At 63.8% G+C, this 25,443-nt stretch carries 23 protein-coding genes; 16 read left to right on the forward strand and 7 right to left on the reverse strand.

What is annotated here, in order from left to right; all coding sequences use genetic code 11:
• Window positions 1-87: 87 nt before the first annotated feature.
• Together NKH54_RS09180 and NKH54_RS09185 are read left to right on the forward strand one after the other, a co-directional pair.
• Window positions 88-396 carry a hypothetical protein gene (locus NKH54_RS09180; RefSeq protein ID WP_023818501.1) on the forward strand — a complete coding sequence of 103 codons (309 nt, stop codon included), beginning with the start codon at window positions 88-90 and terminating at the stop codon, window positions 394-396.
• A gap of 127 nt (window positions 397-523) precedes the next feature.
• The gene (locus NKH54_RS09185; RefSeq protein WP_023818502.1) at window positions 524-706 is read left to right on the forward strand and encodes a Flp family type IVb pilin; all 183 of its coding nucleotides are present in this window, start codon (window positions 524-526) and stop codon (window positions 704-706) included.
• Between the two features lie 12 nt (window positions 707-718).
• Here NKH54_RS09185 and NKH54_RS09190 read toward each other — a convergent pair whose 3' ends face one another.
• Window positions 719-1,591: a methyltransferase domain-containing protein gene (locus NKH54_RS09190; RefSeq protein ID WP_353028084.1), complete on the reverse strand. Its 873-nt coding sequence runs from the start codon at window positions 1,589-1,591 to the stop codon at window positions 719-721.
• A gap of 71 nt (window positions 1,592-1,662) precedes the next feature.
• On the opposite strand from NKH54_RS09190, the gene NKH54_RS09195 reads away from it, so the two are divergent.
• The 4 genes from NKH54_RS09195 to NKH54_RS09210 all read left to right on the forward strand — a co-directional run bounded on the left by NKH54_RS09195 (window position 1,663) and on the right by NKH54_RS09210 (window position 4,127).
• Window positions 1,663-2,448 carry a ComF family protein gene (locus tag NKH54_RS09195; RefSeq protein WP_196814971.1) on the forward strand — a complete coding sequence of 262 codons (786 nt, stop codon included), beginning with the start codon at window positions 1,663-1,665 and terminating at the stop codon, window positions 2,446-2,448.
• Between the two features lie 22 nt (window positions 2,449-2,470).
• On the forward strand, window positions 2,471-2,752 hold the full coding sequence (gene grxC, locus NKH54_RS09200; RefSeq protein WP_023672982.1) for a glutaredoxin 3: 282 nt from the start codon (window positions 2,471-2,473) through the stop codon (window positions 2,750-2,752).
• An 86-nt stretch (window positions 2,753-2,838) separates the two neighbouring features.
• Window positions 2,839-3,705, forward strand: coding sequence for a carbon-nitrogen hydrolase family protein (locus NKH54_RS09205; RefSeq protein WP_023743063.1), 867 nt, complete (start codon window positions 2,839-2,841; stop codon window positions 3,703-3,705).
• Window positions 3,702-4,127 carry a DUF1178 family protein gene (locus NKH54_RS09210; protein ID WP_023672980.1) on the forward strand — a complete coding sequence of 142 codons (426 nt, stop codon included), beginning with the start codon at window positions 3,702-3,704 and terminating at the stop codon, window positions 4,125-4,127. The genes NKH54_RS09205 and NKH54_RS09210 overlap by 4 nt, the downstream gene beginning before the upstream one ends.
• 4 nt (window positions 4,128-4,131) lie before the next feature.
• On the opposite strand, the gene NKH54_RS09215 is transcribed toward NKH54_RS09210, so the two are convergent.
• Entirely contained in the window at window positions 4,132-4,617 is a 486-nt protein-coding gene (locus tag NKH54_RS09215; protein ID WP_023672979.1) for a MarR family winged helix-turn-helix transcriptional regulator, read from the reverse strand.
• Window positions 4,618-4,718: 101 nt separating this feature from the next.
• On the opposite strand from NKH54_RS09215, the gene NKH54_RS09220 reads away from it, so the two are divergent.
• On the forward strand, window positions 4,719-5,609 hold the full coding sequence (locus NKH54_RS09220) for a DMT family transporter (RefSeq protein WP_023698970.1): 891 nt from the start codon (window positions 4,719-4,721) through the stop codon (window positions 5,607-5,609).
• A gap of 86 nt (window positions 5,610-5,695) precedes the next feature.
• Here NKH54_RS09220 and NKH54_RS09225 read toward each other — a convergent pair whose 3' ends face one another.
• From NKH54_RS09225 to NKH54_RS09240, 4 genes are all read right to left on the reverse strand, one after another.
• The gene (locus NKH54_RS09225; RefSeq protein ID WP_023685781.1) at window positions 5,696-6,028 is read right to left on the reverse strand and encodes an MmcQ/YjbR family DNA-binding protein; all 333 of its coding nucleotides are present in this window, start codon (window positions 6,026-6,028) and stop codon (window positions 5,696-5,698) included.
• Between the two features lie 25 nt (window positions 6,029-6,053).
• Entirely contained in the window at window positions 6,054-6,803 is a 750-nt protein-coding gene (gene ubiG, locus NKH54_RS09230) for a bifunctional 2-polyprenyl-6-hydroxyphenol methylase/3-demethylubiquinol 3-O-methyltransferase UbiG (protein ID WP_023704287.1), read from the reverse strand.
• 85 nt (window positions 6,804-6,888) lie between these two features.
• Entirely contained in the window at window positions 6,889-7,188 is a 300-nt protein-coding gene (locus NKH54_RS09235) for an antibiotic biosynthesis monooxygenase family protein (protein ID WP_353028085.1), read from the reverse strand.
• Window positions 7,185-9,026: a CHASE3 domain-containing protein gene (locus NKH54_RS09240; RefSeq protein WP_353028086.1), complete on the reverse strand. Its 1,842-nt coding sequence runs from the start codon at window positions 9,024-9,026 to the stop codon at window positions 7,185-7,187. Before NKH54_RS09240 ends, NKH54_RS09235 begins: the two co-directional genes overlap by 4 nt.
• A 245-nt stretch (window positions 9,027-9,271) precedes the next feature.
• On the opposite strand from NKH54_RS09240, the gene NKH54_RS09245 reads away from it, so the two are divergent.
• The 9 genes from NKH54_RS09245 (at window position 9,272) to NKH54_RS09285 (ending at window position 22,846) form a co-directional block, all read left to right on the forward strand.
• Complete coding sequence (locus tag NKH54_RS09245) at window positions 9,272-10,525, forward strand: aspartate kinase (RefSeq protein WP_023672973.1); 1,254 nt, start codon at window positions 9,272-9,274, stop codon at window positions 10,523-10,525.
• Between the two features lie 83 nt (window positions 10,526-10,608).
• Window positions 10,609-12,879 (forward strand): phosphoenolpyruvate--protein phosphotransferase, encoded by a 2,271-nt coding sequence (gene ptsP / locus NKH54_RS09250; protein WP_023693992.1) that lies wholly within the window; start codon window positions 10,609-10,611, stop codon window positions 12,877-12,879.
• An 8-nt stretch (window positions 12,880-12,887) separates the two neighbouring features.
• Complete coding sequence (gene prfA / locus NKH54_RS09255) at window positions 12,888-13,967, forward strand: peptide chain release factor 1 (RefSeq protein ID WP_023672971.1); 1,080 nt, start codon at window positions 12,888-12,890, stop codon at window positions 13,965-13,967.
• Complete coding sequence (gene prmC, locus NKH54_RS09260; protein WP_023832523.1) at window positions 13,960-14,838, forward strand: peptide chain release factor N(5)-glutamine methyltransferase; 879 nt, start codon at window positions 13,960-13,962, stop codon at window positions 14,836-14,838. Before prfA ends, prmC begins: the two co-directional genes overlap by 8 nt.
• A gap of 304 nt (window positions 14,839-15,142) precedes the next feature.
• Window positions 15,143-16,138: a DUF4167 domain-containing protein gene (locus NKH54_RS09265; RefSeq protein WP_352638161.1), complete on the forward strand. Its 996-nt coding sequence runs from the start codon at window positions 15,143-15,145 to the stop codon at window positions 16,136-16,138.
• 201 nt (window positions 16,139-16,339) lie between these two features.
• Entirely contained in the window at window positions 16,340-18,946 is a 2,607-nt protein-coding gene (gene clpB, locus NKH54_RS09270; RefSeq protein WP_023672968.1) for an ATP-dependent chaperone ClpB, read from the forward strand.
• Window positions 18,947-19,017: 71 nt separating this feature from the next.
• Window positions 19,018-19,374: an MmcQ/YjbR family DNA-binding protein gene (locus tag NKH54_RS09275; protein ID WP_023685771.1), complete on the forward strand. Its 357-nt coding sequence runs from the start codon at window positions 19,018-19,020 to the stop codon at window positions 19,372-19,374.
• Window positions 19,375-19,666: 292 nt separating this feature from the next.
• On the forward strand, window positions 19,667-21,184 hold the full coding sequence (locus NKH54_RS09280) for a L,D-transpeptidase family protein (protein WP_353028087.1): 1,518 nt from the start codon (window positions 19,667-19,669) through the stop codon (window positions 21,182-21,184).
• 102 nt (window positions 21,185-21,286) lie between these two features.
• Window positions 21,287-22,846, forward strand: a complete 1,560-nt coding sequence (locus NKH54_RS09285) for an MFS transporter (RefSeq protein WP_023731035.1) — start codon at window positions 21,287-21,289, stop codon at window positions 22,844-22,846.
• Window positions 22,847-23,018: 172 nt separating this feature from the next.
• On the opposite strand, the gene NKH54_RS09290 is transcribed toward NKH54_RS09285, so the two are convergent.
• Entirely contained in the window at window positions 23,019-24,989 is a 1,971-nt protein-coding gene (locus tag NKH54_RS09290; protein WP_023701439.1) for a M23 family metallopeptidase, read from the reverse strand.
• Between the last annotated feature and the right edge of the window lie 454 nt (window positions 24,990-25,443).

Consider the following 25,443-nt stretch of genomic DNA (forward strand, 5'->3'; position numbering starts at 1 on the left):
TTTCGCGGTCTGATCTAGCCAGCGTTAATGGAAGATTTATCTCGTCGTGAAAAATTGCGGCAAAGCGGGTTCGCGGGGAGCGATTGCATGAGCCTCGACAGGGAATGGGACTCGATCCGGCCGGATCGCAGCTTTCGCGCCGCCGGCGTCGGCATATTGCGCGTCACGCTGTTGTTCGGCTCGGCCGCAGTGGCGCTGGCGCTGATTGCGGTCCCCGTGCTGGACAACCAGACGCGATCATCCAGCCGCGATGCTCTTGCAGGCGGTCTCGACCCGATGAGCACGGGTTCGATCGGCTCGCGGGCCACCTATACGCTGCGCAGAAGCGTGCTGCAGCCCTCACCGAGCTCAGTCTGCATCATCCGCGCCGACGGCCAACGCAGCGGCGACTGCTGACCAACAAGGTCGACACCAGCTTGAGAACTTCCTCAACGCAGGCCCATTTCACAGCCTGTTAAGCTTGTGCCGTTAACCTTTCTTAACAGGTCGGCGATATGGTCGGGGATGAGAGGGATTGACGATCATGAAGCCATTGCTGCGCCGATTTTTGCAAGACGAAACAGGCGCCACGGCCGTTGAATATGGCCTGATCGTCGCCGTGCTGTCGCTTGCCATCGTCGGCGGCATCGGCAAGGTCACCACCGCGATCCAGTTTTTGTTCAGTGATACCAACAGCAAGCTTGCCAATGCCTTCGCCGAGCACTGATCCGGAGCGTCGTCACCGCCCGCCGGGATCTTCCAGTATTGTCTTCAGCGAGACCTTCGCCGAGCCCGGTTTCAAGGGCTTTTGCTGCGATGCATCGGGCGCCCAGCCCGACATCCAGACGATGGAAAAGCTTACCCTGATGCGGCCATCAGCGTCCGAAAAGCGTTCGGCATAGAGTTCGGCGGCACGGGTAAAAAGCTTTCGCGCTCCCGGTCGCCGGCTGCGATCGGTCAGCGCGCTGGTTTCGCCCATCGCCCTGAGATCGGCCGTGAGGTCGAAAAGAGTATCGTAACGCGCCGTCACAGTTTCGACGTCGGCCACCGGCAGCGCCAGTCCGGCGCGCTGCAGCAATGCGCCGGCATCGCGAACATCCGTGAAGGGGATGACGCGCGGGCTGGCGCCGCCATAGAGCTCGGTCTCGGCGGCGAGCAGGCTTTCGCGCAATTCGGAAAGCGTGCCGGCGCCGGCAAAGGCGCCGAGAAAAAGCCCGTCGGGCCTGAGCGCGCGGCGGATCTGCACCAGCATGCCGGGAATGTCGTTCATCGCCTGGAGCGACAGGAGCGAAACGACGAGGTCGAGGCTTTCCGGCTGGAACGGCACTGTCTCCAGCGGTGCTACCAGCCCTGGCCGGCCGTCCAGAAACGCTGGATCTGCCTCGACGCGCACGATCTCCGCTGCCTTGCCGCTTGCAGCGACCACGTCCGTTGCGTCCGGCGTCTGGCAAAACAGCACCGCGGCCTTGCCGAATTTCCGCTCGACCGCGCCAAGCCGGTCGGCAAGGTCTTCCGCCGCCCGCCGCATCAGAAAATCCGCGCCGGCTACGGGGTGGGCTAGGGCCCTGCGCTTGCGCACCAGCCAAAGTTCAGTATCGATGATCGGCTGCAACGGTAGACATCCTGTTTGTCCGTCTAGTGATATCCTGGCGCGGACGACAAAACCACGTGGCCGATCCGGTGATGGAGATCAAGAGCCTCGCTCAAACCATGTTGAAACTGGCCATGTTGGACTGGCCGGCGCGGATGCTGTTCCCGCCGGTCTGTGCCGGCTGTCGCAGGCACGTCTCGCAACCCGGCGTTTTGTGCGGCGCCTGCTGGCCGAAGCTGAGGCTGCTGGAGCGGCCATGGTGCGCGGTCATGGGCACGCCATTCACCCACGATATGGGCGAGGGGTTCCTGTCGGCCGAGGCGATCGCCGATCCGCCGCCGTTCGAGCGGGCGCGGGCGGCCGTGGCCTATTCCGGTGTCGCCCGCCAGATGGTGCAAGGGCTGAAATACCAGGACCGCACCGATCTGGCGCCATGGATGGCGCGCTGGATGCTGCGCGCCGGCGCCGAGCTAATTGCAGACGCCGATGTCGTCGTACCGGTGCCGCTGCACTGGCGGCGCTTCTTTCGCCGGCAGTTCAACCAGTCGGCGGAGTTGGCAAGGGCGGTTGCGCAGCTTAGCGGGCTGCCTTTCTCGCCCTCGGCGGTCCGGCGCGTCAAGCTCACGCGCCAGCAGGTCGGGCTGGAGCGGCAGGAGCGCGAGGCCAATGTCCGCGCCGCCTTCCGTGTGCCTGCGGAAGCCGAAATCGAGATCACTGGGCGCCGCGTGCTTCTGGTCGACGATGTCTACACCACCGGCGCCACCGTGCGCTCGGTCGCCAGGGCGCTGAAGAAGGGCGGCGCCGGAGCGGTCGATGTGCTGACCTTCGCGCGTGTCCTGCCGGGGGACTTTCGGGCCGACGAGTCCGCGACTATATAAGGTCGAGGAAAGGCACGGACCGATGCTCGATGTGACGATTTACACCCGTATGATGTGCGGCTATTGCGCGGCGGCCAAGCGGCTGCTCGACCGCAAGGGCGTCGCTTACACCGAGCATGACGCTTCGTTTTCGCCGGAATTGCGCCAGGAAATGATTTCGCGGGCGCATGGCCGCTCGACGTTTCCGCAGATTTTCATCGGCGACACGCATGTCGGCGGCTCCGACGACCTCCACGAGTTGGAGGCACGGGGGCAGCTGGATAGGCTGCTTGCCAACGGCTCGACGACAAAGAGCGGTTCGTAGCGCCGCTCTATGTCTTTGTTTTTACGCAATTCCGGACGGAAAACCGTTACACACTTTTCCTGGAATTGCTCAAAGAGGACGTGACGATGGGTATTTTCAAGGCGGCGGCGATCCAGATGCGTTCGGGCGAGAGCCCCGAGCGCAACGCGGTCGATCTCGAACGGCTGGTGCGCGAAGCGGCAGGCCTCGGTGCAACCTACATCCAGACCCCGGAAATGACCGGTGCGCTGATCCGCGACAAGGAAGCCAGGGCTGCTTCCTTCACCTTGGAAGACAAGGACATCGTCGTGGCGGCCGCGCGCAAGCTCGCCAGCGAACTCGGCGTCTTCCTGCACATCGGCTCGACCGCCATCCTGCGCACCGACGGCAAGCTCGCCAACCGGGCGCTGCTGTTTGGGCCGGACGGCGCCACCCTTGCCACCTACGACAAGATCCACATGTTCGATGTCGACCTCGACAATGGCGAGAGCTGGCGCGAATCCGCCGCCTATGAGCCGGGCACCGAGGCCGTCGTCACCGAGATCGACGGCGCTAGGCTCGGCTTTGCCGTCTGCTACGATCTACGCTTTCCACAGCTGTTCCGCGCCGAGGCGATGGCCGGCGCCGACCTCTTGTCGGTGCCTGCCGCCTTCACCCGCCAGACCGGCGAGGCGCACTGGCATGTGCTGCTGCGAGCCCGTGCCATCGAGAACGGCGCCTATGTGGTTGCTGCAGCACAAGGTGGCCTGCATGAGGATGGCCGCGAAACCTATGGCCATTCGCTGATCGTCGACCCATGGGGTCGAATTCTCGCCGAGGCCGACCATGACGATCCGGAGGTGATCATCGCCGAGATCGACACGGCGCAGTCGTGGGCCGCGCGTAAGAAAATCCCCAACCTTAGGAATGCGCGCGATTTTGCCGTCAATGCCGGCGCAGTGGAAGCGCCGCGGCTCAGGGGCGCGGCTTCGTGATCCGCTTTGCCCTGATCTGCGAGCACGAGCACGAATTCGAGGGCTGGTTTCGCAGCAATGACGATTTCGACACGCAGAAGAAGCGCGGCTTCGTCGATTGCCCGAGCTGCGGCTCGCACAAGGTGCAAAAGGCGCTGATGGCGCCAGCCGTCTCCACCGCGCGGAAGCAGGAAACAATTGCGCTGGCCATGGGCGAAACCCAGAAGCAGGCTTTGGCGCAACTGAAGGCGATGGCCGAGAAGGTGCGCGAGAATGCCGACTATGTCGGCGACAAGTTTGCCGAAGAAGCGCGCAAGATCCATTTCGGCGAGAGCGATGCGCGCGGCATCTATGGCGAGGCGACGTTGGACGAAGCCAAGAGCTTGGCCGAGGATGGCATCGATTTCATGCCGATCCCGAGTTTTCCCGAGGAGCGCAATTGAGCGATCAGCTGGCGCTATCGATCAATTTGCCAAGCAACTGAGCCAGTGCCCCCCGCTCCGTGCCGGTGAGCCCGGCGAGGATTTCATGCTCGTTGGCGACGTGGGCGGTCAGGGCTTCGTCGATCAAGGCCAGACCTTTTTCGGTCAGTTGCACGACAATGCCACGCCGGTCGTTGGGGTGCGGGCCGCGCAGGATCAGTCCGGCCTTCTCAAGCCGGTCGAGCCGGTTGGTCATGGCCCCAGAGGTCACCATCGTCGCCTCGTAGAGAGCGGTCGGTGTCAGCGCGTAAGGCTGGCCGGAGCGGCGCAGCGTCGCCAGCACATCGAATTCGCCGGCCTGCAGTCCGAAACGGGCAAACAGCGGGGCGAGGCGCTCGCGGGCGATTAGCGAAGAGGCTTCGTTCAGCCGCCCAAGCACCAGCATCGGCGACACCTCCAGGTCCGGCCGTTCCCGCTTCCATTGCTCCACCGCCTTTGCCGCGCGATCCACCTGTCTCACCGCTAAGTATCTTGACGTTAAGAATCTTTGTGGTATGCTACCTCAAGATACAGTTTCGACCCAGTGCCGCAAGTGAGTGACGGGACCATCCGATGAAATTTCTCTGGGAATCGGCGCTTGGCCTGCTGGTCGTCACCGGCGGCCTGCTCGGCCTGACCCTGCCGTTCGGCAAGCTGGCGACGGCTGCCGGCGTTCCGGCCATGGTCTGGGCCTTCGTCATCTCGTTCGGCGCCGGGGGCGTGCTGCTGTGCGCGTTGCTCGCGAACGGCGAGCGCATGCGGCTCACCTCGCACAGACTGCGCTATTTCTTCATCACCGCCGCCGTGTCCTACGCCGTGCCCAATCTGCTGATGTTTTCGGCTATCCCGCATCTCGGCGCCGGCTACACCGGCATCATGTTCACGCTGTCGCCGGTCATCACACTGGTGTTTTCGATCCTGCTCGGCGTTCGACGGCCAAATATGCTCGGCAGTATCGGTATCGCCGTCGGCTTCATCGGCGCCGTCATGGTGGCGGTGACGCGCGGCGAGGCCGGCCAGCCGGCCGATTTCTTCTGGGTACTGGTCGGACTTTTGATCCCGGTCAGCCTTGCCGCCGGCAATATCTATCGCACCGTCGACTGGCCCAAAGGCACTGGTCCGATCGAACTGGCCGTCGGCAGCCACCTGGCCTCGGCGACGCTGCTGCTGATCGGCATTCTCGCGCTGTTCGGCCTCAGTGCCTTCGCCCCGCTTGGCGCCGTGCCGCTGGTTGTCGTGGCGCAGGTCGCTTCGGCCTCGGCGATGTTTGCCTTCTTCTTCCGGCTGCAGGCCGTGGGCGGTCCGGTCTATCTCAGCCAGATCGGCTATGTGGCGGCGGCCGTCGGCCTGTTTGCCGGAACCATCTTCCTCGGCGAGCACTACCAGTTGCTGACCTGGGCCGGCGCGGTGATCATCACCATCGGCGTGATCATCACCACCAAGGCGCAGAGCCAGAAGGCATAGGGTCTTTGGTTTACGCAATTCCTAGGCAAAGCGCTATGCGCTTTTCCCGGGAAAACCGCTTCACACTTTGCTCGAACTGCTCAAGCTTAAATTTGGCTCGCGTCGAGGCGCTTCCGTAGCGCCGGCGGGGCGACGTTTCGCCAGGCCGTCCGAACGGCGCTGCGGAATGTCTGTTCGTCGCAGGCTTCGAGCATGATCGACGTCCATCCCTTTTGGCCCCAGCCGCCTGTCACGGGCCTGAAAACCGATGGCTCAGCCGCGGCCATCATCTCTTGCTGGTCGCGGTCGAGCTTGACGACAGCACGGTCGGCTTCGGGCAGCGAGACGAAGATACGGTTGCGGACGCGGAAGTCAGCCTTGCCGAAATGCGATTGCTCGACCGTTTCGGGAAGATCGAGCGCCAGCTCTCGGGCCCTCATAGTGTCCACGGCCGCCCCCTTTCGTTCAGACCGATCGTTTTTCCGCCAGCACCATATAGTTGACGTCCATGTCCTTGGAGCGTGCCCAGCGGTCGGCGAGAGGATTGTAGGTCACGCCGGTGCGGTCGATGATGGTCATGGCGGCGCTGCCGAGCGCCTTTTCAAGCTCTTCGGGCCGCACCAGCTTGCCGAACTGGTGGGTGCCGCGCGGCAGCCAGCGCAGCACATATTCGGCGCCGATGATGGCCAGGCCCAGTGCCTTCAGCGTGCGGTTGATGGTGGCCACGAACATGATGCCGCCGGGCTTGACCATCTCGCCGCACTTGCCGATGAACAGGTCGACATCGGCAACATGCTCGACGACTTCCATGTTGAGGACGACGTCGAATTTCTCGCCGGAATCGGCCAAATCCTCAGCGGTCGTAGCGCGATAATCCACCTTCACGCCGCCTTCGGCCGCGTGCAGCTTCGCCACCTCGATGTTGGTTGCCGAGGCGTCGGCGCCGACCACTTCGGCGCCAAGCCTTGCCATCGGCTCGCACAACAACCCACCGCCGCAGCCGATATCGAGGAAACGCAGGCCTTCGAACGGCCGCGCCGCCCGCGGATCGCGGCCGAAGCGCGCCGCCACCTGGTCCCGGATATAGGCAAGCCGGACCGGGTTGAATTTGTGCAGCGGACGGAATTTGCCGTTCGGGTTCCACCATTCGGCGGCAAGCGCGGAAAAGCGTTCCACTTCTCCGGCATCGATTGTCGATCGTCGGGCCTCTGGCATGGGGCGGGTCTCCTCGGACGCTAGGAAGTCGGGTGCCGGGGCAAGAAAGTCAAGGCCGGTTTTATGCGACTGCTGGCAAGTCGACCTAGGGCCTGGAGATCACAATCGCCGCATGTCCCATCTCAACACTCGCGGGATCGATGGCCCGCATCGCTTCGCAATCGCCGATCTCGGCCATGATGCGGCCCGCGGCGGCGAGAGCCTGCTCGCGACTTCGCCAGCGCACGACATCGACCCAGCTGCCATCGTCCCGCCCCGCCAGGCAGCGGTTTACGAAACCAGGTTGCCGCGCCAGCCAGTCGGCGACCAGGTTGTTGGCGGCGGCAAAGCCCGCTTCCGCTCCAGGCTTGAGGCGAAAGGTGACGATTTCCAGGGTCTCGGTCATTTTGCGTCCAGCACGTCGCGCAATTTCGCCGCCAGCTGCTCGATGGTGAAGGGCTTGGCCAGGAAATGCACGTCATGGTCGAGCACGCCATTGTGGACGACGGCGTTCCTGGTGAAGCCGGTGGTGAAGATCACCTTCAGCTTCGGCATGCGCGCCAGCGCCTCCTCCGCGAGCTTGCGGCCATTCATCACCGGCATGACGATATCGGTGAACATGAGCGCCACACCAGGGTTGTCGCCCAGCTTTTCCAGCGCTTCCTGGCCGCTTGCGGCATGAATGACGGTGTAGCCGAGTTCGCGCATGGCATCGGCGGTGGAAGCCCGCACGCGTGGATCGTCCTCCACGACAAGGATGGTTTCGGTGACCGGCACGGCAGGATTTCCGGCTCGTTCCGAAGATATGGCGGCCTCTTCCGGGCCGAAGAAGCGCGGCAGGTAGATCCTGATCGTGGTGCCTTGGCCGGGTTCCGAGTAGATCTTGACGTGTCCGCCGGACTGTTTGACGAAGCCGAACACTTGGCTCAGCCCGAGGCCGGTGCCCTTGTCGACTGGCTTGGTGGTGAAAAATGGCTCGAAAGCCCGCTCCATGACGTCCGCCGGCATGCCGGCGCCGGTGTCGCTGACCGCGATCATCACATACTGGCCGTCTTTGACCTCGGCATGGGTGGCGGCGTAGCTCTCGTCGAGGTGGCTGTTGGCGGTCTCGATGGTCATCTTGCCGTCCTCGCCCATGGCGTCGCGCGCATTGACCGCCAGATTGAGAATGGCATTTTCGAGCTGGCTCGGATCGGCATGGGTCTTCCACAGGCCGCCAGCCAGCACGGTTTCGATGCGGATGGTTTCGCCGAGCGCCCGCCGAAGCAGGTCCGACATGCCGGCGACCAGACGATTGGCGTCTACAACCTGAGGCGCGAGCGGCTGCTGGCGCGAGAAGGCAAGCAGCCGTGACGTCAAGTTTGCGGCCCGGGTCGCCGCATCGGTCGCCGCTTCGATGAATTTCATGATGTCGTGCTCGCCCCGCGTCAGCTTGCGCTGGGCGAGGTTCATGGCGCTGATGATCACCGCCAGCATGTTGTTGAAATCGTGGGCGATACCGCCGGTCAGCTGGCCCACAGCCTCCATCTTCTGCATCTGGCGGATCTGCGATTCGGCCTTTTCACGCGTCTGAATTTCGTTGCCGAGCTCGATGTTCTTGCGCATCAGCTCTTCCTGGGCGATGGCCACTGCGCGGAACCGGCGGCGCGAAAGGCGAACCGTGTAGGCGCCAAGCAGGAAGATCGCCAGCAGCGCCGCTATCGAGCCGATTCGCAGCCAGTTTTCGACCCGGTCGGTATGAGCGTCGCGCGCGGCGATGGCTGCGCCGCCAATGCGCCGGATCGTGTCCATGCTGGCCCGGATCTGGTCCATGGCGGCCTTGCCCTGGCCGCTGCGGACCAGTTCCAGAGCTTTTGTCGCATCGCCGCGATCGTAGAGTGCAATCGTCTCAGCCAATTCGGCCTGGTTTTGTGAAAGCGCGTCCTTGACGTGGTTGATCTGCTGCACGAGTTCGTCGTCCGGCGCGGTCATGCCGTCGATGCGGGCAAGCTGGCCCGGAATGGCGTCGACCGCCTGCCGATAAGGCTGGAGGTAGGATTTCTCGCCGGTCAGGAGATAGCCGCGCTGGCTGGTCTCGGCCTCCTGAGCCATCGCAAGCAAACCGGAAAGCAATTCCTGATACTCGACCGCCTCGCGCGCGGCCTCACGATTGGCTCTCTGGGTCTCGACCAGCACGGCGCGTGTGCCGACGATCAACGCCAGCACGGCGAAGCCGATGAACAGCGGCAGCGATTGCCACCGCATGGCGCGTCGAAGGCGAACAATCATTCGATATGCCGGACCAAAAGGAGTTTCCCGCGGGCAGCATTTGGTAAGCGGCGGCGGGGCCGAACGCAATATGCCGCGATCCTGAAGCCGGCATCCGCCGCCAGCCTTGCGAAACCGTGATCATTTGGCTAAGGAGGCGCGCATTCAGCGGCCGGCTTCTGTCGAGCGCTTACTTCCCCTTTCGGTCCTGGGCCGGCTTCAGTCAAAGGCATTTCGCTTCCATGGCGCGCATCGTGATGAAATTCGGCGGAACCTCCGTCGCCGACATCGCCCGCATCCGCAATGTGGCGCGTCACGTCAAACGCGAGGTCGATGCCGGCCATGAGGTCGCTGTCGTGGTTTCGGCGATGGCGGGCAAGACCAATGAACTGGTTGGCTGGACGCGCGAAGCCTCGCCCATGCACGACGCGCGCGAGTATGACGCCGTGGTCGCCTCGGGCGAGCAGGTGACTGCCGGCCTGCTGGCGATCACACTGCAGAATATGGGCGTCCATGCCCGCTCCTGGCAGGGCTGGCAGATCCCGATCAAGACCGACAACGCGCATGGCGCGGCGCGCATCCTCGAAATTGACGGCGCGTTCCTGATCAAGCGCTTCGGCGAGGGCCAGGTGGCTGTCGTCGCCGGCTTCCAGGGCATCGGCCCGGACAACCGCATCGCCACGCTCGGCCGCGGCGGCTCCGACACAAGCGCGGTGGCCATTGCCGCGGCGGTCAAGGCCGACCGCTGCGACATCTACACCGATGTCGACGGCGTCTACACCACCGATCCGCGCATCGAGCCGAAGGCGCGGCGGCTCAACAAGATTTCGTTCGAGGAAATGCTCGAAATGGCCTCGCTCGGCGCCAAGGTCTTGCAGGTGCGCTCGGTCGAGCTTGCCATGGTGCACAGGGTGCGTACGTTCGTGCGGTCGTCCTTCGACGATCCCGATGCGCCCGGAATGGGGGATTTGCTCAATCCTCCGGGAACGCTCATTTGCGACGAGGAAGAGATCGTGGAACAGCAGGTCGTCACCGGAATTGCCTACGCCAAGGACGAAGCGCAGATTTCTCTGCGCCGCGTCGGCGACCGCCCGGGCGTTGCCGCCGGCATTTTCGGCCCGCTGGCCGAGGCCAACATCAATGTCGACATGATCGTCCAGAACATCTCCGAGGACGGCAAGTTCACCGACATGACCTTCACCGTGCCGTCCGGCGACGTGGACAAGGCGTTGGCCGTGCTGGAGCGTCTGAAGGCTTCGATCGGCTATGACGTGGTGCAGTCGGAAGCCGGCATGTCGAAGGTTTCGGTCATCGGCATCGGCATGCGCAGCCATGCCGGTGTGGCCGCCACCGCTTTCAAGGCGCTGGCCGACAAGGCGATCAACATCCGCGCCATCACTACCTCCGAGATCAAGATTTCGATACTGATTGACGGTCCCTACACGGAACTCGCGGTTCGTACTTTGCATTCCGTGTACGGTCTGGATAAGCAGTAGCGAGAGCGATTTGAGTTGTTGCGTGTGCGCCGGTCGCAGTGGAAACTGCGGCGGGCAAAATGCCCATTGGAGAAGAAGCCGCGATGCGTGATACGGCCAGCGGCCCGCGCGTTCTGCTGAAACGGCTCCGCGAGCTCATGCAGGAGCCGCTGGAGCCGCAGGAGCGGCTCGACCGGATCGTGCGCGACATCGCCTCCAACATGGTCGCCGAGGTCTGCTCCCTCTATGTGCTGCGCGCCGATTCGGTGCTCGAACTCTATGCCACCGAAGGTCTGAACCCGAACGCCGTCCATTTGGCGCAACTGCGGCTGGGGCAGGGCCTCGTCGGCACCATTGCCGCGAGCGCGCGGCCGCTCAACCTCTCCAATGCACAGGAACATCCGGCCTTCGCCTACCTGCCGGAGACGGGCGAAGAGATCTACAATTCCTTCCTCGGCGTGCCGGTACTAAGGGCAGGGCGCACGCTGGGCGTGCTGGTGGTGCAGAACAAGACCATGCGCCACTACCGCGACGACGAGGTCGAGGCGCTGGAAACGACCGCCATGGTGATCGCCGAGATGATCGCCACCGGCGATCTCGCTCGCCTGACCCGGCCCGGCCTCGAACTCGATCTGCGCCGTCCCGTCAGCTTTACCGGCCTGTCCTTCAACGAGGGCGTCGGCCTCGGCCATGTCGTGCTGCATGAGCCACGCATCGTCGTCACCAATCTGTTCAACGAGGACAGTGAGGAAGAGGTGCGCCGGCTGGAGACGTCGCTCGGTTCGCTCAGGCTTTCTATCGACGACATGCTGGAGCGGCGCGATGTCGCCTTCGAGGGCGAACATCGCGAGGTGCTCGAAGCGTATCGCATGTTTGCCAACGACCGCGGCTGGGTGCGCCGGCTGGAAGAGGCGATCCGCAACGGCCTGACAGCGGAAGCGGCGGTGGAAAAGGTCCAAAGCGACATGCGCGCCCGCATGCTGCACATGACCGATCCTTATTTGCGCGAGAGGATGAGCGACTTCGACGATCTCGCCAACCGGCTGCTGCGCCAGCTGATGGGGCGCGGGCCTGACGACGTCGCGGCGTCACTGCCGAAGGATGCCATCCTGGTCGCGCGCTCGATGGGCGCGGCCGAACTGCTTGATTATCCCAGGGACAAGCTGCGCGGCGTGGTGCTGGAAGACGGCGCTGCCACCAGCCATGTCGTCATCGTAGCGCGCGCCATGGGCATTCCGGTCGCCGGCCAGATGAAGGGCGCCGTTTCCATGGCGGAAAACGGCGATGCCATCATCGTCGACGGCGAGGAAGGCACCATCCATCTGCGGCCGCAGCCCGACCTCGAAGCTGCCTATGCCGAAAAAGTGCGCTTCCGGGCGCGCCGGCAGGAAGTCTACCGGGAACTGCGCAAGAAGCCGTCGGTGACCAAGGACGGCGTCCAGGTCGACCTGCTGATGAATGCGGGCCTGGCCGTCGACCTGCCGCAGCTGGCCGAGGCGGGTGCGGCCGGCATCGGCCTGTTCCGCACCGAATTGCAGTTCATGGTCGCCTCGACCTTCCCGCGTGCCGAGGCGCAGGAGCGGCTCTACCGCGACGTGCTGGACGCGGCGCGCGGCAAGCCGGTCACCTTCCGCACCATCGACATCGGCGGCGACAAGGTGCTGCCCTACTTCAAGGGCGCCATCCAGGAAGAAAACCCTGCGCTCGGCTGGCGCGCGATCCGGCTGACGCTCGACCGGCCGGGTCTGCTCAGGACCCAGATCCGCGCTCTGCTGAAGGCCTGCGGCGGGCGCGAACTGAAGCTGATGCTGCCGATGGTTACCGAACTCGGCGAAATCGCCCAGGCGCGCGAGATCATCGACCGCGAAGTGCGGCATCTCTCCCGCTTTGCCCACCATCTGCCGACCAGCCTCAAGGTGGGCGCCATGCTGGAAGTGCCGTCGCTGCTGTTCCAACTCGACGAGTTGATGAAGGCGGTCGATTTCGTCTCGGTCGGCTCCAACGACCTGTTCCAGTTCGTCATGGCGGTCGATCGGGGGAACACGCAGCTCTCCGACCGCTTCGACACGCTTTCGACGCCTTTCCTGCGGGTTCTGAAGCAGATCGCCGACGCCGGGGTTCGCAACCACACGCCGGTGACGCTGTGCGGCGAGCTTGCCGGAAAACCCATTTCCGCCATGGCGCTGATCGGCCTTGGCTACCGCTCGATCTCGATGTCTCCAGCCTCGATCGGCCCGGTCAAGGCGATGTTGACCGAACTGCCACTGGAGGAATTGGAGGCTTTCTTTGCCGACAATCTGATGGCGCCAGCTCAAGGGCTGCCGATGCGGGCGCTGCTGCAGGCCTTCGCCGACGACCGCTCCATCCCGCTATAGCATTAGCCATGGTCAATCTTCCCCGCGAGCGTATGGATCAGGTCGTCAAGCGTTTCGAGATGCTCGAAGCGCAGATGTCGGCCGGCCCGGCGGCCGATGCCTATGTGAAGATGGCCTCGGAATATGCCGAGCTGCAGGACATGGTGGCCAAGGTCAGGGAACTGCGCTCAGTCGAGCGCGAGCAAGCCGACCTCGAGGCGATGCTTGCCGACAAGGGCACCGATGCCGAGATGCGGGCCCTGGCGGAGGCAGATCTGCCCGGCGTCGAAGCGCGTATCGAAGAGCTGCAGAAGGACATCCAGATCCTGCTGTTGCCCAAGGATGCGGCCGACGACAAGAACGCCATCCTTGAAATCCGCGCCGGCACCGGCGGCGACGAGGCGGCATTGTTTGCCGGCGACCTTTTTCGCATGTATGAGCGCTATGCCGCCGAACGCGGCTGGCGCTTCGAGACGGTGTCGGCCAGCGACGGCGATGCCGGCGGCTTCAAGGAAATCATCGCCACCATTTCCGGTAGGGGCGTCTTTGCCCATCTGAAATTTGAATCCGGCGTGCACCGCGTGCAGCGCGTGCCGGCGACCGAGGCCAGCGGGCGCATCCACACTTCGGCGGCGACGGTTGCCGTACTGCCGGAGGCCGAAGAGGTCGACATCGACATTCGCGCCGAAGACATCCGTATCGACACGATGCGCGCCTCGGGTTCGGGCGGCCAGCACGTCAACACCACCGATTCTGCGGTGCGCATCACCCATTTGCCGACCGGCATCATGGTGGTGCAGGCGGAGAAGTCGCAGCATCAGAACCGGGCGAAAGCCATGCAGATTCTGCGTGCGCGGCTTTACGACCTCGAGCGCAGCAAGGCGGACGAGGAGCGCTCGGAGTCACGCAAATCGCAGGTTGGTTCGGGCGACCGTTCGGAGCGCATCCGCACCTACAACTTCCCGCAGGGCCGCCTTACCGACCATCGTATCAACCTGACGCTCTACAAGCTCGACCGGGTGATGATGGGCGAGCTCGATGAGGTCATCAATGCGCTGATCGCCGACCATCAGTCGAAGCTGCTCGCCGATATTGGCCTCGATGGCTGACATGTTGCCCGGCGCGCTCGGGCCGTTGTTGCGGGTGGCGCGGGAGCGGCTTGCCGCGGCCGGCCTTTCCGACCCGGCGCTGGATGCCAGGCTGATCGTCGAGCATTTTTCCCGCATGGACCGTACGCAGGCGATCGCCGACCCGCAACGGACGGTCGATGCGGGTGCGGTTGCCGCAATCGGCGCTGCTCTGCAGCGCCGCATGGCCGGCGAACCGGTTCACCGCATCCTCGGGTTTCGCGAGTTTTACGGCCTGCGGCTGTCGCTGTCGCCGGAAACGCTGGAGCCGCGGCCGGACACCGAAACGCTGGTCGAGGCGATCCTGCCTTTTGCCGGCGCGACGGCCGAAAGGCTGGGGGAATGCCGTATCCTCGATCTCGGCACCGGTACCGGCGCGATTGCGCTGGCGCTGCTCAGCGCGGTTCCGGCCGCGACCGCCACCGGGGTCGATATTTCACAAGACGCGCTGGCAACCGCGATACGCAATGCCGAGCAACTCGGACTCGCCGGCCGGTTCGTGGGGCTGCAGTCTGACTGGTTCGAAAAAGTTTCGGGCCGATACCATGTAATTGCCGCAAACCCTCCCTATATATCGTCTGGAGACATTGGAAATCTGCAGGACGAGGTCCGCGATTTCGATCCGCACAGAGCCCTTGATGGCGGTGTGGACGGTCTTGGCCCCTACAGGATCATCGCCGCCGAGGCGGCAAAGTTTCTGGAAGCACAAGGCAAGATAGCGGTCGAGATCGGCCACACGCAGCGCAATGAGGTCAAAGACATATTCGCGGCAGCCGGCTACAGGCTGGCCGGGGCATTTGTCGACCTTGGCGGAAACGACAGGGTTCTTATGTTTGAACAGGGAAAGCCTTGACGCAGTGCAAAAAAGCGCTTGGCAATGCCGGGGAATGCGGCTAGGGTCCGCCCTAACCGGATGAGACGAAGCAGGCAGTGCTCTTAGCGATTCGGTTTTCCTCGGAAATAGCTGCCTTCTTGCGCAAACGACGCCCAAGCTTCGTGCGGGAATCGTCCGGCAAGTGATGTAACCGGAACAGGATGACACGTGGCGCCAACGCAATTGATGCGGGCGAACGCCGGTGAAGAAACGAAACGGCTGGCTGCATGAGCGCCTCCGTTCGTGAAACGTTTTTCGAAAATTTCAAAATGAAGAGAGTCTTATGAGGCCACAACAGCAGAACAGGCGCATGCGCGGTCGCAACAACAATGGCGGCGGCGGTGGCAACAACAATAACAACAACAACAACCGCAAGGGCCCAAATCCCCTGACGCGCAACTACGAGAGCAACGGCCCGGACGTGAAAATCCGTGGATCGGCTCAGCAGATCGCCGAAAAATACGCCACTCTGGCCCGTGATGCGCAAAGCTCCGGCGACCGGGTTATGGCGGAAAATTACCTCCAGCACGCCGAGCACTACAACCGCATCATTGCCGCCGCACAGGCGCAGATGCCGATCCAGAATGCCCCGCAGAACCGCGACGAATTCGACGACGATGAAGATCGCGACGATTTTGACAATGCCGGCAGCGGCAATGGCGGCGAGACGCAAGCGCCGATGGCGAACCACGGCAACGGTCCGCAGCCGACGATTGAGGGCACGCCGGCCGAACTCGCATACGGCCAGGAAAACGGCCGCGAGAACAACAGTGGCCGTGATAATAATGGCCGTGACAATAATGGCCGCAACAACAACGGCCGCGACAACAATGGCCGCAACCGTGACCGCCGCCCCAATGGCGGCTATGGCCAGAACGACCAGCGTGGCGACTTTGCCCAGCGTGGCGAGCAGAACGGCCAGCGCGGCGACCAGCAGCGCTTCACCGAAACCCCGGCACAGGCGGAAACCGTTTCCGCCGTTGAGCCCGAAGCCGAGAGCGGTTTCTCCGAGCCGGCGCCGCTGTACGAAAACCTGTCGCCGGCGGCTCTTGCCGCCCGGGCCGAACTCAATGAGGCAGCCACCGAGAGCGGCGCTGCCCGTCGCCCGCGGCGTCCGCGCCGCCCGCGCAACAATGCCGATCAGGTCGGTGACGAACAGTCTGGTGGTGGCCAGGTGGTGGATGGCGCCGGCGAGACCGCTGCCGCTGTTGACGTGGTGGATGCGGCGCCGGCCGAAAGCCCTGCCGGCGACCCGTTCGCCGTCGACGCCAACAACTGACCCATAAGTCGATGAAACGGCGGAGAGAAATCTCCGCCGTTTTCGTTTGCTCGGCCATGCAATATCATCAGCCGGACGTCTTGAGCGGCAATGGCTTGCGCCCCATATCTGGCGTGAACTGGACCCGGCTCGGATGAGCGGGTCCGTCACCGCAATCTGATCCGGTGCCGCAAAGCGGGCCGGTGATGGAAGGAGACAGATATGAACCTCGAGAAATACTCCGAGCGCGTCCGCGGATTCATTCAGTCCGCCCAGACCATGGCGCTCTCGCGCAATCACCAGCAATTCACTCCCGAACATATGCTGAAGGTCCTCGTCGATGACGACGAGGGGCTGGCCGCCTCGCTGATCGAGCGCGCCGGCGGCAACGTGCGCGACGTCAAGCTTGGCGTCGAGACCGCCCTTGAGGCCATGCCCAAGGTGGAAGGCGGCAACGGCCAGCTTTATCTGGCGCAGCCGCTGGCCAAGGTGTTTTCGACCGCCGAGGAATTGGCCAAGAAAGCCGGCGACAGTTTTGTCACGGTCGAGCGGCTGCTGCAGGCGCTGGCGATGGAGAAGTCGGCCAAGACGGCCGATATCCTGTCCAAGGCCGGCGTCACAGCGCAGGCGCTGAACCAGGTGATCAACGACGTCCGCAAGGGCCGTACCGCCGATTCGGCGAGCGCCGAGCAGGGCTATGACGCGCTAAAGAAATACGCGCGCGACCTTACCGCCGATGCCCGCGCCGGCAAGCTCGACCCTGTGATTGGCCGTGACGACGAGATCCGCCGCACCATCCAGGTGCTGTCGCGGCGTACCAAGAACAACCCGGTGCTGATCGGCGAGCCGGGCGTCGGCAAAACGGCGATCGCCGAAGGTCTGGCGCTGCGCATCGTCAATGGCGACGTGCCGGAATCGCTGAAGGACAAGCAGTTGATGGCGCTCGACATGGGCGCGCTGATTGCCGGCGCCAAATATCGCGGCGAGTTCGAGGAGCGGCTGAAGGCCGTGCTCAACGAAGTCACCTCGGCGGCCGGGGGCATCATCCTGTTCATCGACGAGATGCACACGCTGGTCGGCGCCGGCAAGGCCGATGGCGCCATGGACGCTTCGAACCTGTTGAAGCCGGCGCTGGCGCGCGGCGAACTGCACTGCGTCGGCGCGACCACGCTCGATGAATACAGGAAGCATGTCGAGAAGGACGCGGCCCTTGCCCGCCGGTTCCAGCCGGTCTTCGTCAACGAGCCATCGGTGGAAGATACCGTGTCGATCCTGCGTGGCCTCAAGGAGAAGTACGAGCAGCACCACAAGGTGCGCATCTCGGATTCGGCGCTGGTCGCGGCGGCGACCTTGTCCAACCGCTACATCGCCGACCGTTTCCTGCCGGACAAGGCGATCGACCTTGTCGACGAGGCCGCGTCGCGGCTGAGGATGCAGGTCGATTCCAAGCCCGAGGCGCTGGACGAGATCGATCGCCGCATCATGCAGCTCAAGATCGAGCGCGAGGCACTGAAGGTCGAGAAGGACGAGGCGTCAAAGGACCGGCTCGCGCGTCTCGAAAAGGAACTCGTCGGCCTCGAGGAGGAATCGACCGAGATCACCGCCAAATGGCAGTCGGAGAAGCAGAAGCTTGGCCTCGCCGCTGACCTCAAGAAGCAGCTCGACGCGGCCCGCAACGACCTCGCCATTGCCCAGCGCAAGGGTGAATTCCAGCGCGCCGGCGAGCTTGCCTATGGCAAGATCCCGGAACTGGAAAAGAAGCTGAAGGAAGCCGAAGCCCAGGACGGCAAGGCCGGCATGGTCGAAGAGGTGGTCACGCCCGACCACGTCGCCCATATCGTGTCGCGTTGGACCGGCATTCCGGTCGACAAGATGCTGCAGGGCGAGCGCGACAAGCTGCTGCGCATGGAAGACGAGATCGGCAAGCGAGTCGTCGGCCAGGGCGAAGCGGTACAGGCGGTGTCCAAGGCCGTGCGTCGTGCCCGGGCCGGGCTGCAGGATCCGAACCGGCCGATCGGCTCGTTCATGTTCCTCGGACCGACCGGCGTCGGCAAGACCGAACTGACCAAGGCGCTGGCCAATTTCCTGTTCGACGACGAGAGCGCCATGGTGCGCATCGACATGTCGGAATACATGGAGAAGCACTCGGTCGCCCGGCTGATCGGAGCGCCTCCCGGTTATGTCGGCTATGAGGAAGGCGGTGCGCTGACCGAAGCGGTGCGGCGCCGGCCCTATCAGGTCGTGCTGTTCGACGAGATCGAGAAGGCGCATCCGGATGTCTTCAACGTGCTGTTGCAGGTGCTCGACGACGGGCGGCTGACCGACGGGCAGGGCCGCACGGTCGACTTCCGCAACACGCTGATCGTCATGACGTCGAACCTCGGCGCCGAATATCTGGTCAATCTCGGCGAAGAGCAGGACGTCGATGCCGTGCGCGACGAGGTTATGAGCGTGGTGAGAGCCTCGTTCAGGCCGGAGTTCCTCAACCGCGTCGACGAGGTGATCCTGTTCCACCGGCTGCGCCGGCAGGATATGGGCCGCATCGTCGAGATCCAGCTCAAGCGGCTGGAAAGCCTGCTCGCCGACCGCAAGATCACACTGTCGCTCGACCAGGATTCGATCGACTGGCTGGCGGCGAAGGGCTACGACCCGGCCTATGGCGCGCGGCCGCTGAAGCGGGTGATGCAGAAGGACCTGCAAGATCCGCTGGCGGAAAAAATCCTGCTTGGCGAGATACTCGACGGCTCGACCGTCAAGGTCACCGCCGGCTCCGACCGGTTGAATTTCCGGTCCAGGCCCACTGTGGTGCCGACCGACGCGGCAGCCTGATCCAACGCCGCGCGTCCGACCGGACGCGCGGCATTTTCTTATGAAACAACAATCCTTTGATGGGGGTGCAGATGACGCTGGACGACTACAACAGCTTCTGCGCCTCGCTGCCGCAGACGACGCATGTCGTGCAGTGGGGCGGGGCCGATGTCTGGAAAGTCGGTGGCAAGGTCTTCACCATCGCCGGCCATGACCGGGAGGGTGGCGTCTTCGTCACCTTCAAATGCTCTGAAATGGCTTATGACGTGCTGAAGGATCAGCCCGGCTGCCGGCCGGCGCCCTATCTCGCCTCGCGCGGCATGAAATGGATCCAGCGTCAGACAAGCCAGAGCATGGATGATGATGCGCTGAAGGACTATCTCGGCGAAAGCCACCGCCTCGTCGTCCTCAAGCTGACGAAGCAGACGCGCAAGGAATTGGGCCTGTAGCAACCAGTAATCCGCCATCTTCATGCCCGGTTCATGTTGGAAAGCTTATGTTGTGGTTTGCTGGCGAAGGGGTTTGCCTGCAGGCTTTTGACGATCAGGGCGTTCCTTGCGCATCCAAACGGTGGCGAGAACGTTCTGGTGGGAACACTGCCGGGCGGCGGCAATTACGCATGACCCCGAAAATCGAAATTCGATTTTCGGAAAGGATCATGCGCAGACATGAAGTGTTACAGCGTCCTTTGCGCGTCCAAACGGACGCGCGGCGCTGTAAGTACCGGAGAGTTTGACCACCATGTTCCGCACGATCCTTGCCTTTTCGGTGCTCGCCGCCGGGCTGCTCACGTCCAGCGCCATGGCATCGCCGACTGTGGACAACGCACTGCCGGCCGTCCGCGCCGCCGATAGCGGCGGCATTGTGCTTGCCCAGGACGGCAATCTCGACATCTATTACGACGCCAGGGGCAACCGCGTCATCGTTGATGCCGAGACCGGCAAGGTCATCGCCATCCAGCCGCCGCAGACCAGGCTCGACCGCCGCGCGCTGCGCCGGGAAATGCGGGCACGTGAGCTTGGACGCGCACCGGTCGAACACGACGACCGCTACTATCTCGACGATCCCGAAGACATGGCGCGTTTCCGCCGCAGGCAACTGGACGATCAGGGACGAATCCCCGGCCCGCCGGTTGATGAATACGATCCTGAAAGCGACAGATTCCTGGGGGCCGCTCCGCAGGATGATGCCAATGACAGCGACACCTATCCGGAAGCGCCGAAATCCGCTGAACCGCGGCCCGTCAAGCGCCAGCCGCTGAACGAAGCCTCTATCGATCCCGCCGAACCGGCGGCGCCCGCCGACCAGGCCGCGCTGCCGCCGAAAGCCGGTGGCAAGACCGTGGTCGATCCCTCGCTTTCACTCGGCGCACGCCAGGATGTAGCCGCCTTGCAGGTGCTGCTCGACCGCGCCGGCGCTTCACCCGGCGTCGTCGACGGGCGCTTCGGCTCCAATGTCGACAAGGCGCTTGCCGCCTATAACCAGATCACCGGCAGCAATCTGCGCTCGACCGACGCGGTCGGCATCCAGGCTGCGCTGGCGCAAACCGGTGGCGATGCTTTCGCCAATTATACGATCACGCCCGAAGACGCGGCCGGGCCTTATGTCGCCTCGATACCGGAGGATTACAGCCAGAAGGCGCAGCTCGACCGCATGGCTTACACCTCCGTCACCGAAGCCTTGGCCGAACGGTTCCACATGGACGAGAACTACCTGAAGGGGCTCAATCCCGAGGCCGACTTCAGCCGTCCCGGCACCATCATCAAGGTCGCCAATTTCGGCAGGCTGGTGGCGACGCCGGTTGCCCGCATCGTCGCCGACAAGGACAAGAAGCAGGTGTTCGCCTATGACGCCGGTGGCAAGCTGGTCGCGGCCTATCCGGCCACCATCGGTTCAGCCGACACGCCCTCGCCGACCGGCACCCATACGGTGTCGCGCGTGGCGCTCGATCCTAACTACACCTACAACCCCAGCATCAATTTCAAGCAGGGCCAGAACGACAAGATCCTGACCATCCCGCCGGGTCCGAACGGCCCGGTCGGCTCGGTGTGGATTGCGCTGGACAAGCCGACCTATGGCATTCACGGCACGCCCGATCCCTCCAAGATCGGCAAGACCGAAAGCCATGGCTGCGTGCGCCTGACAAATTGGGATGCGCGTGAACTGGCCAAGCTGGTGTCGCCGGGCGTCACCGTCGAGTTCGTCGGCGGTCCCTCGGCCGATGATATTGCGGAGCAAGTGAGCGCTCCAGCGCAGTGATATCGGCCTGCCCATAAGGCAGGCCGATATCCAAAGCTGGATTCATGAGCGCAGGGTGCTGGCTGGTTGTTGCCGGCCCGCAACAAGTCTAAGCAGACGCTCATGAAGTCTCCGAGCGAAGCCGCAGCCGTTCCCCTGAGCAGGGCGCTTTCCAACGGTACATTTTGCCCGCAGTCGCAGCGCAAGTTCGTGCTGGTAGCGGCGATCCTTGCGTCAGCGCTCGGCTTCATCGACGGGTCGATCCTGGCCATTGCCATGCCGGCAATGCGCGTCGACCTCGGCGCCAGCCTGGCCGAGGTCCAGTGGATTTCCAACGCCTATGCGCTGACGCTGTCGGCGCTGATTCTGGCCGGCGGCGCCGCCGGCGACCGGTTTGGCCTCAGGCGCGCCTTCGTTGCCGGCATTGCGCTGTTCATCGTCGCTTCGCTGGCCTGCGCGGTGGCGCCGAATGCGCTGGTGCTCATCGCCTTTCGCGCCATTCAGGGCATTGGTGCGGCGATCATGGTGCCGGGCAGCCTCGCCATCATCGCCAAGGCCTATCCGAAGAAGGAGCGCGGCCGGGCGATCGGCATCTGGGCCGCCGCCTCGGCGCTGACGACGGCGCTCGGTCCGGTGCTCGGCGGCTTCGTTCTGTCGGCCTTTGGCGGCGGTATCTGGCGGGCGATCTTCGCCGTCAACCTGCCGCTCGGGCTGATCTCGATCTATCTCCTGCTGGCCAAGATTCCCGCCGACGCGCCGACGGAGCAGCGAAGCCTCGATCTCGGCGGCGCCGCTCTCGCCACGCTTGCCTTCGGGGCGCTTGCCTACGGACTAACCTCGATGAGCGCCGAAGGCAGCGGGCTGATGTCGGGGCCGAGCATCGCCGCAGGCGCCGTGCTGCTTATCATCTTCATCGTCTTCGAGCTTCGGCAGCGCGAGCCGATGATCGATCTTAAGCTGTTTCGGATTGGCGCCTTCGCCGGCGCCAACCTCGCCACCTTCTTCCTGTATTTCGCGCTGTCGGCCAATCTCTTCTACCTGCCGATGCTGTTGATCGCCGGATGGGGGCTGAGCACCAAAGAGGTCGGTTTCATCTTCCTGCCGCTGTCGGCGTCGATCGCGCTGCTGTCGGGTCTCGTCGGCCAGTGGTCGGATCGCATCGGTCCGCGTTTTCCGATCGCCAGCGGCTGCCTGGTGGTCGCCATCGCCTTTGCCGGGCTGGCTTTGCTCACTCATGCCGGCATGCACAATTTCTGGACCGGTATCTTTCCGCTGATGGCGGTGATGGGGCTCGGCATGGCGCTGGTGGTGTCGCCGCTGTCGACGGCCGTCATGACCGCGGTCGAGGACAAGGATACCGGCGCCGCTTCCGGCATCAACAATGCGGTTTCGCGCATTGGCGGGCTGATTGCTGTGGCGGCGATGGGCTCGCTCGCGGCCTGGGTCTATTCGACGATGCTCGATACCAGCGTCAGGCCGGGCATTCCGGGGTTCGGAGAACCGGCATTGGCCGGCCTGGCGCCAGACCTTGATGCAACACGGCGCGCCGCCAGCGATTCGGCGTTCGCGGCCGTGTCGACAGTGACGGCCGTGCTTTGCCTGCTTGCCGCTGTTATCGCCTGGGCCACCGTTTCGGGGCAAAAGCTGCCTTGGTCACGAGCCGAAGAGAAGCAGTCGACCTGATTCGGAGCCGACCCGATTCGGAATGCTCTGATGGGGAATTATGATTCGCCGGCGTCGAGTGTGACGGCTTAAAGCGCGTCGCGCTGAAACGGATTCATACGACGCGCTTTAAGTGTTTGTTTTGAGGCATGTCGTTGTCCCAGAACCGCGGCACACTTCTGGGCGACATGCATTAGCCTTCGATCTTGGCGCTCGCGACCTTCAGCGGATTGCTGTCTTCCTGCTTGAGCAGTTCATCGATGCGCTCGCGCTCGCGCTTGAAAGCGACCAGGTCGTCGCCCTTCAGCACCTTGCCGACCGGCAGGCGCACGCGCATTGGGTCGACCTTGGTGCCGTTGACGATCAGCTCGTAGTGAAGATGCGGGCCGGTGGAGAGGCCGGTCTGACCGAGGAAGCCGATGGTCTGGCCCTGGCGGACATGAACGCCCGGTTCGATGCCTTTGGCAAAGGCGCTCTGGTGATTGTAGGAGGTCTCGTAGCCATTGGCATGGCGGATGATGATCTGTTTGCCGTAGCCGCCGGCCCAGCCGGCCTTTTCGATGGTGCCGTTGCCGGCGGCGATGATCGGCGTTCCGATCGGCGCCGCCCAGTCGACGCCGGTATGCATGCGGACATAACCGAGGATCGGATGTCGGCGGGCGCCGAAGCCGGAGCGGAATTTCCCGGCGGGCAGGGGGTTGCGCAACAGGAACTGCTCGGCGCTAGATCCGTCCTCGTCGAAATAGTCGGTCGAGCCGTCCTGCATCTGGAATCGGTAGAAATTGCGCGTCTGGCCGCCGAAGGTCGACGAGACATAGAGCAGTTCCGATTCGTCGGAGGCCTGGTCGTCGCCGTCCGGCTGCGAGAACAGCACGTCGATGCGGTCCGATGGATTGAGCCTGGACTGGAAGTCGACGCCGGAGGCCAGGAGCTTGACCAGTTGCTGGGTCAGCTTCTTCGACATGCCGTAGGAATAGGCGGCGCGGTAGATGCCGTCATAGACGTTCGGCAGATTGCCGCGCACCACCACCGGCGCCGACGAATCGTCGAACGCGGTCAGCAATTCGGGGTTCGGCTCCGGTTCCTGCGCCGGCACATACTGGCCGCGGTCGTCGAGCGCGATGGTGACGATGTGCGTTGTCTTGTCATAGACGCTGGTGCGAACGACCTTGGCGGCGTCGCCATGTACCTCGAGCCCGACGCGCAGCACGGTTCCGGTCTTCAGCGCCGGTGCGTTGAGCAGCTTGCCGATCGCCTCCGCCATGCCGGTGGCGTCATCGCCCGTATAGCCCGAATCGGCGAAAGCCTCGGCAATGTCGCGGTCCCTGGTGAAGGGAATGATTTCCTCGGCGAAAGCCGGGGTCTGGTCGTCGAGCGCGACGCGCGGCGCCACCGAGACGTTTTCCGGCACGATCTTGACGTCGTAGGAGCCGGCCATCGATTCGGCGAAGGCATCGCCGAATCGCTGCGGGTCGACATAATGCAGGGAGGCGACCTGCACGGCGCCGTCGCTGAGGTCGGTGCCGGCTTCGCGCACCACTTTTTCAACCTCGTCGGCGGACAGGTCGCTTTTTTCGTCGAAGGAGGCCGTCTCGACCGGGAAATCGACCGTCTTGAGGCTCATCTCGCTTTCGACCTTGGCGCCGTAGATCTGGCCGCCAACTGCGGAGGCCGTCGCCGGCTGCGCCGGCGTTGAGTCGCCATCGTCGCCGAACACCTGCATCGGGTCGAAAGGCGGATAGGCGCGGTTGGTGGTGTGGCCGGCGGCCAGCGCCATCTTGATCTGCACGAACGGCATGGTGTGGATAACGTCGCGGTCACCGACCTTGGTCACCATCGACACTTCCATGCGCCTGCGGTCCTTGGCCTTGGCGATCTGGCGCGGCGCCACCAGCCTGGTGGTCTTGGCGACCTCGCCGGAATCGCCGCCGCTTTCGAGCTGGGCCAGTTCGGCGATTTCGGGCGGGGTTGCCAGCTGCTGGCGGCCGTCAAGGGCGGCAAACAACGCCACGCCCATCAGCACACTCGAGGTCACGCCGGTAAGAAAGGTGCCCGACAGCCAGCGCGCCGAAACCTCGCGCCGGTCGGGCGGGCCGCTGCGGCCATCCGCGATCAGCGGCGGCTCATTGCCGAGTTCGGCTATGACATCTTCCGTGTCTGGCATCCAGAAAGGCTGCTTCTTCCCCGGGCGGAACGGCTTTTCGCTTCTGTTGGGCCATGACATTTGCCTGTCACGGCGAGTGAAGTCAACGAAGCGGCGAAATCCCCACGCACACGCTCTGTTTTACAGCCCCTTATAGAGAGGCGACTTTATCCTCTTGTAGGAGGGTCCGAACCGGTGGATGCGCAGACCCCGCTTTGGCTCTTATAGGAAGGCACCTCGCGGGCCGCGCCGAGCCCTTCTTTGTTGGCCTTGGTGTCGAACGGCAATGCGGCGGCAATAGGGCTCCTTTTTGGCAACGCCAATGTTCCCCTGGGGCAGTCTGCCGGCGCCAAACTTCTGTCGCAAAAAGTTCAAAAACATCGTCGATGACTGTTGACAGTTCTGGTTGGTGGCGACTATATACGCCTCACGAACGAGGGCGGTGCGCCGCTGGCGGCGAAGCAGTTTGCTTCTG

This window comes from Mesorhizobium sp. M1004 (genome assembly GCF_040318795.1).
GTDB lineage: Bacteria > Pseudomonadota > Alphaproteobacteria > Rhizobiales > Rhizobiaceae > Mesorhizobium.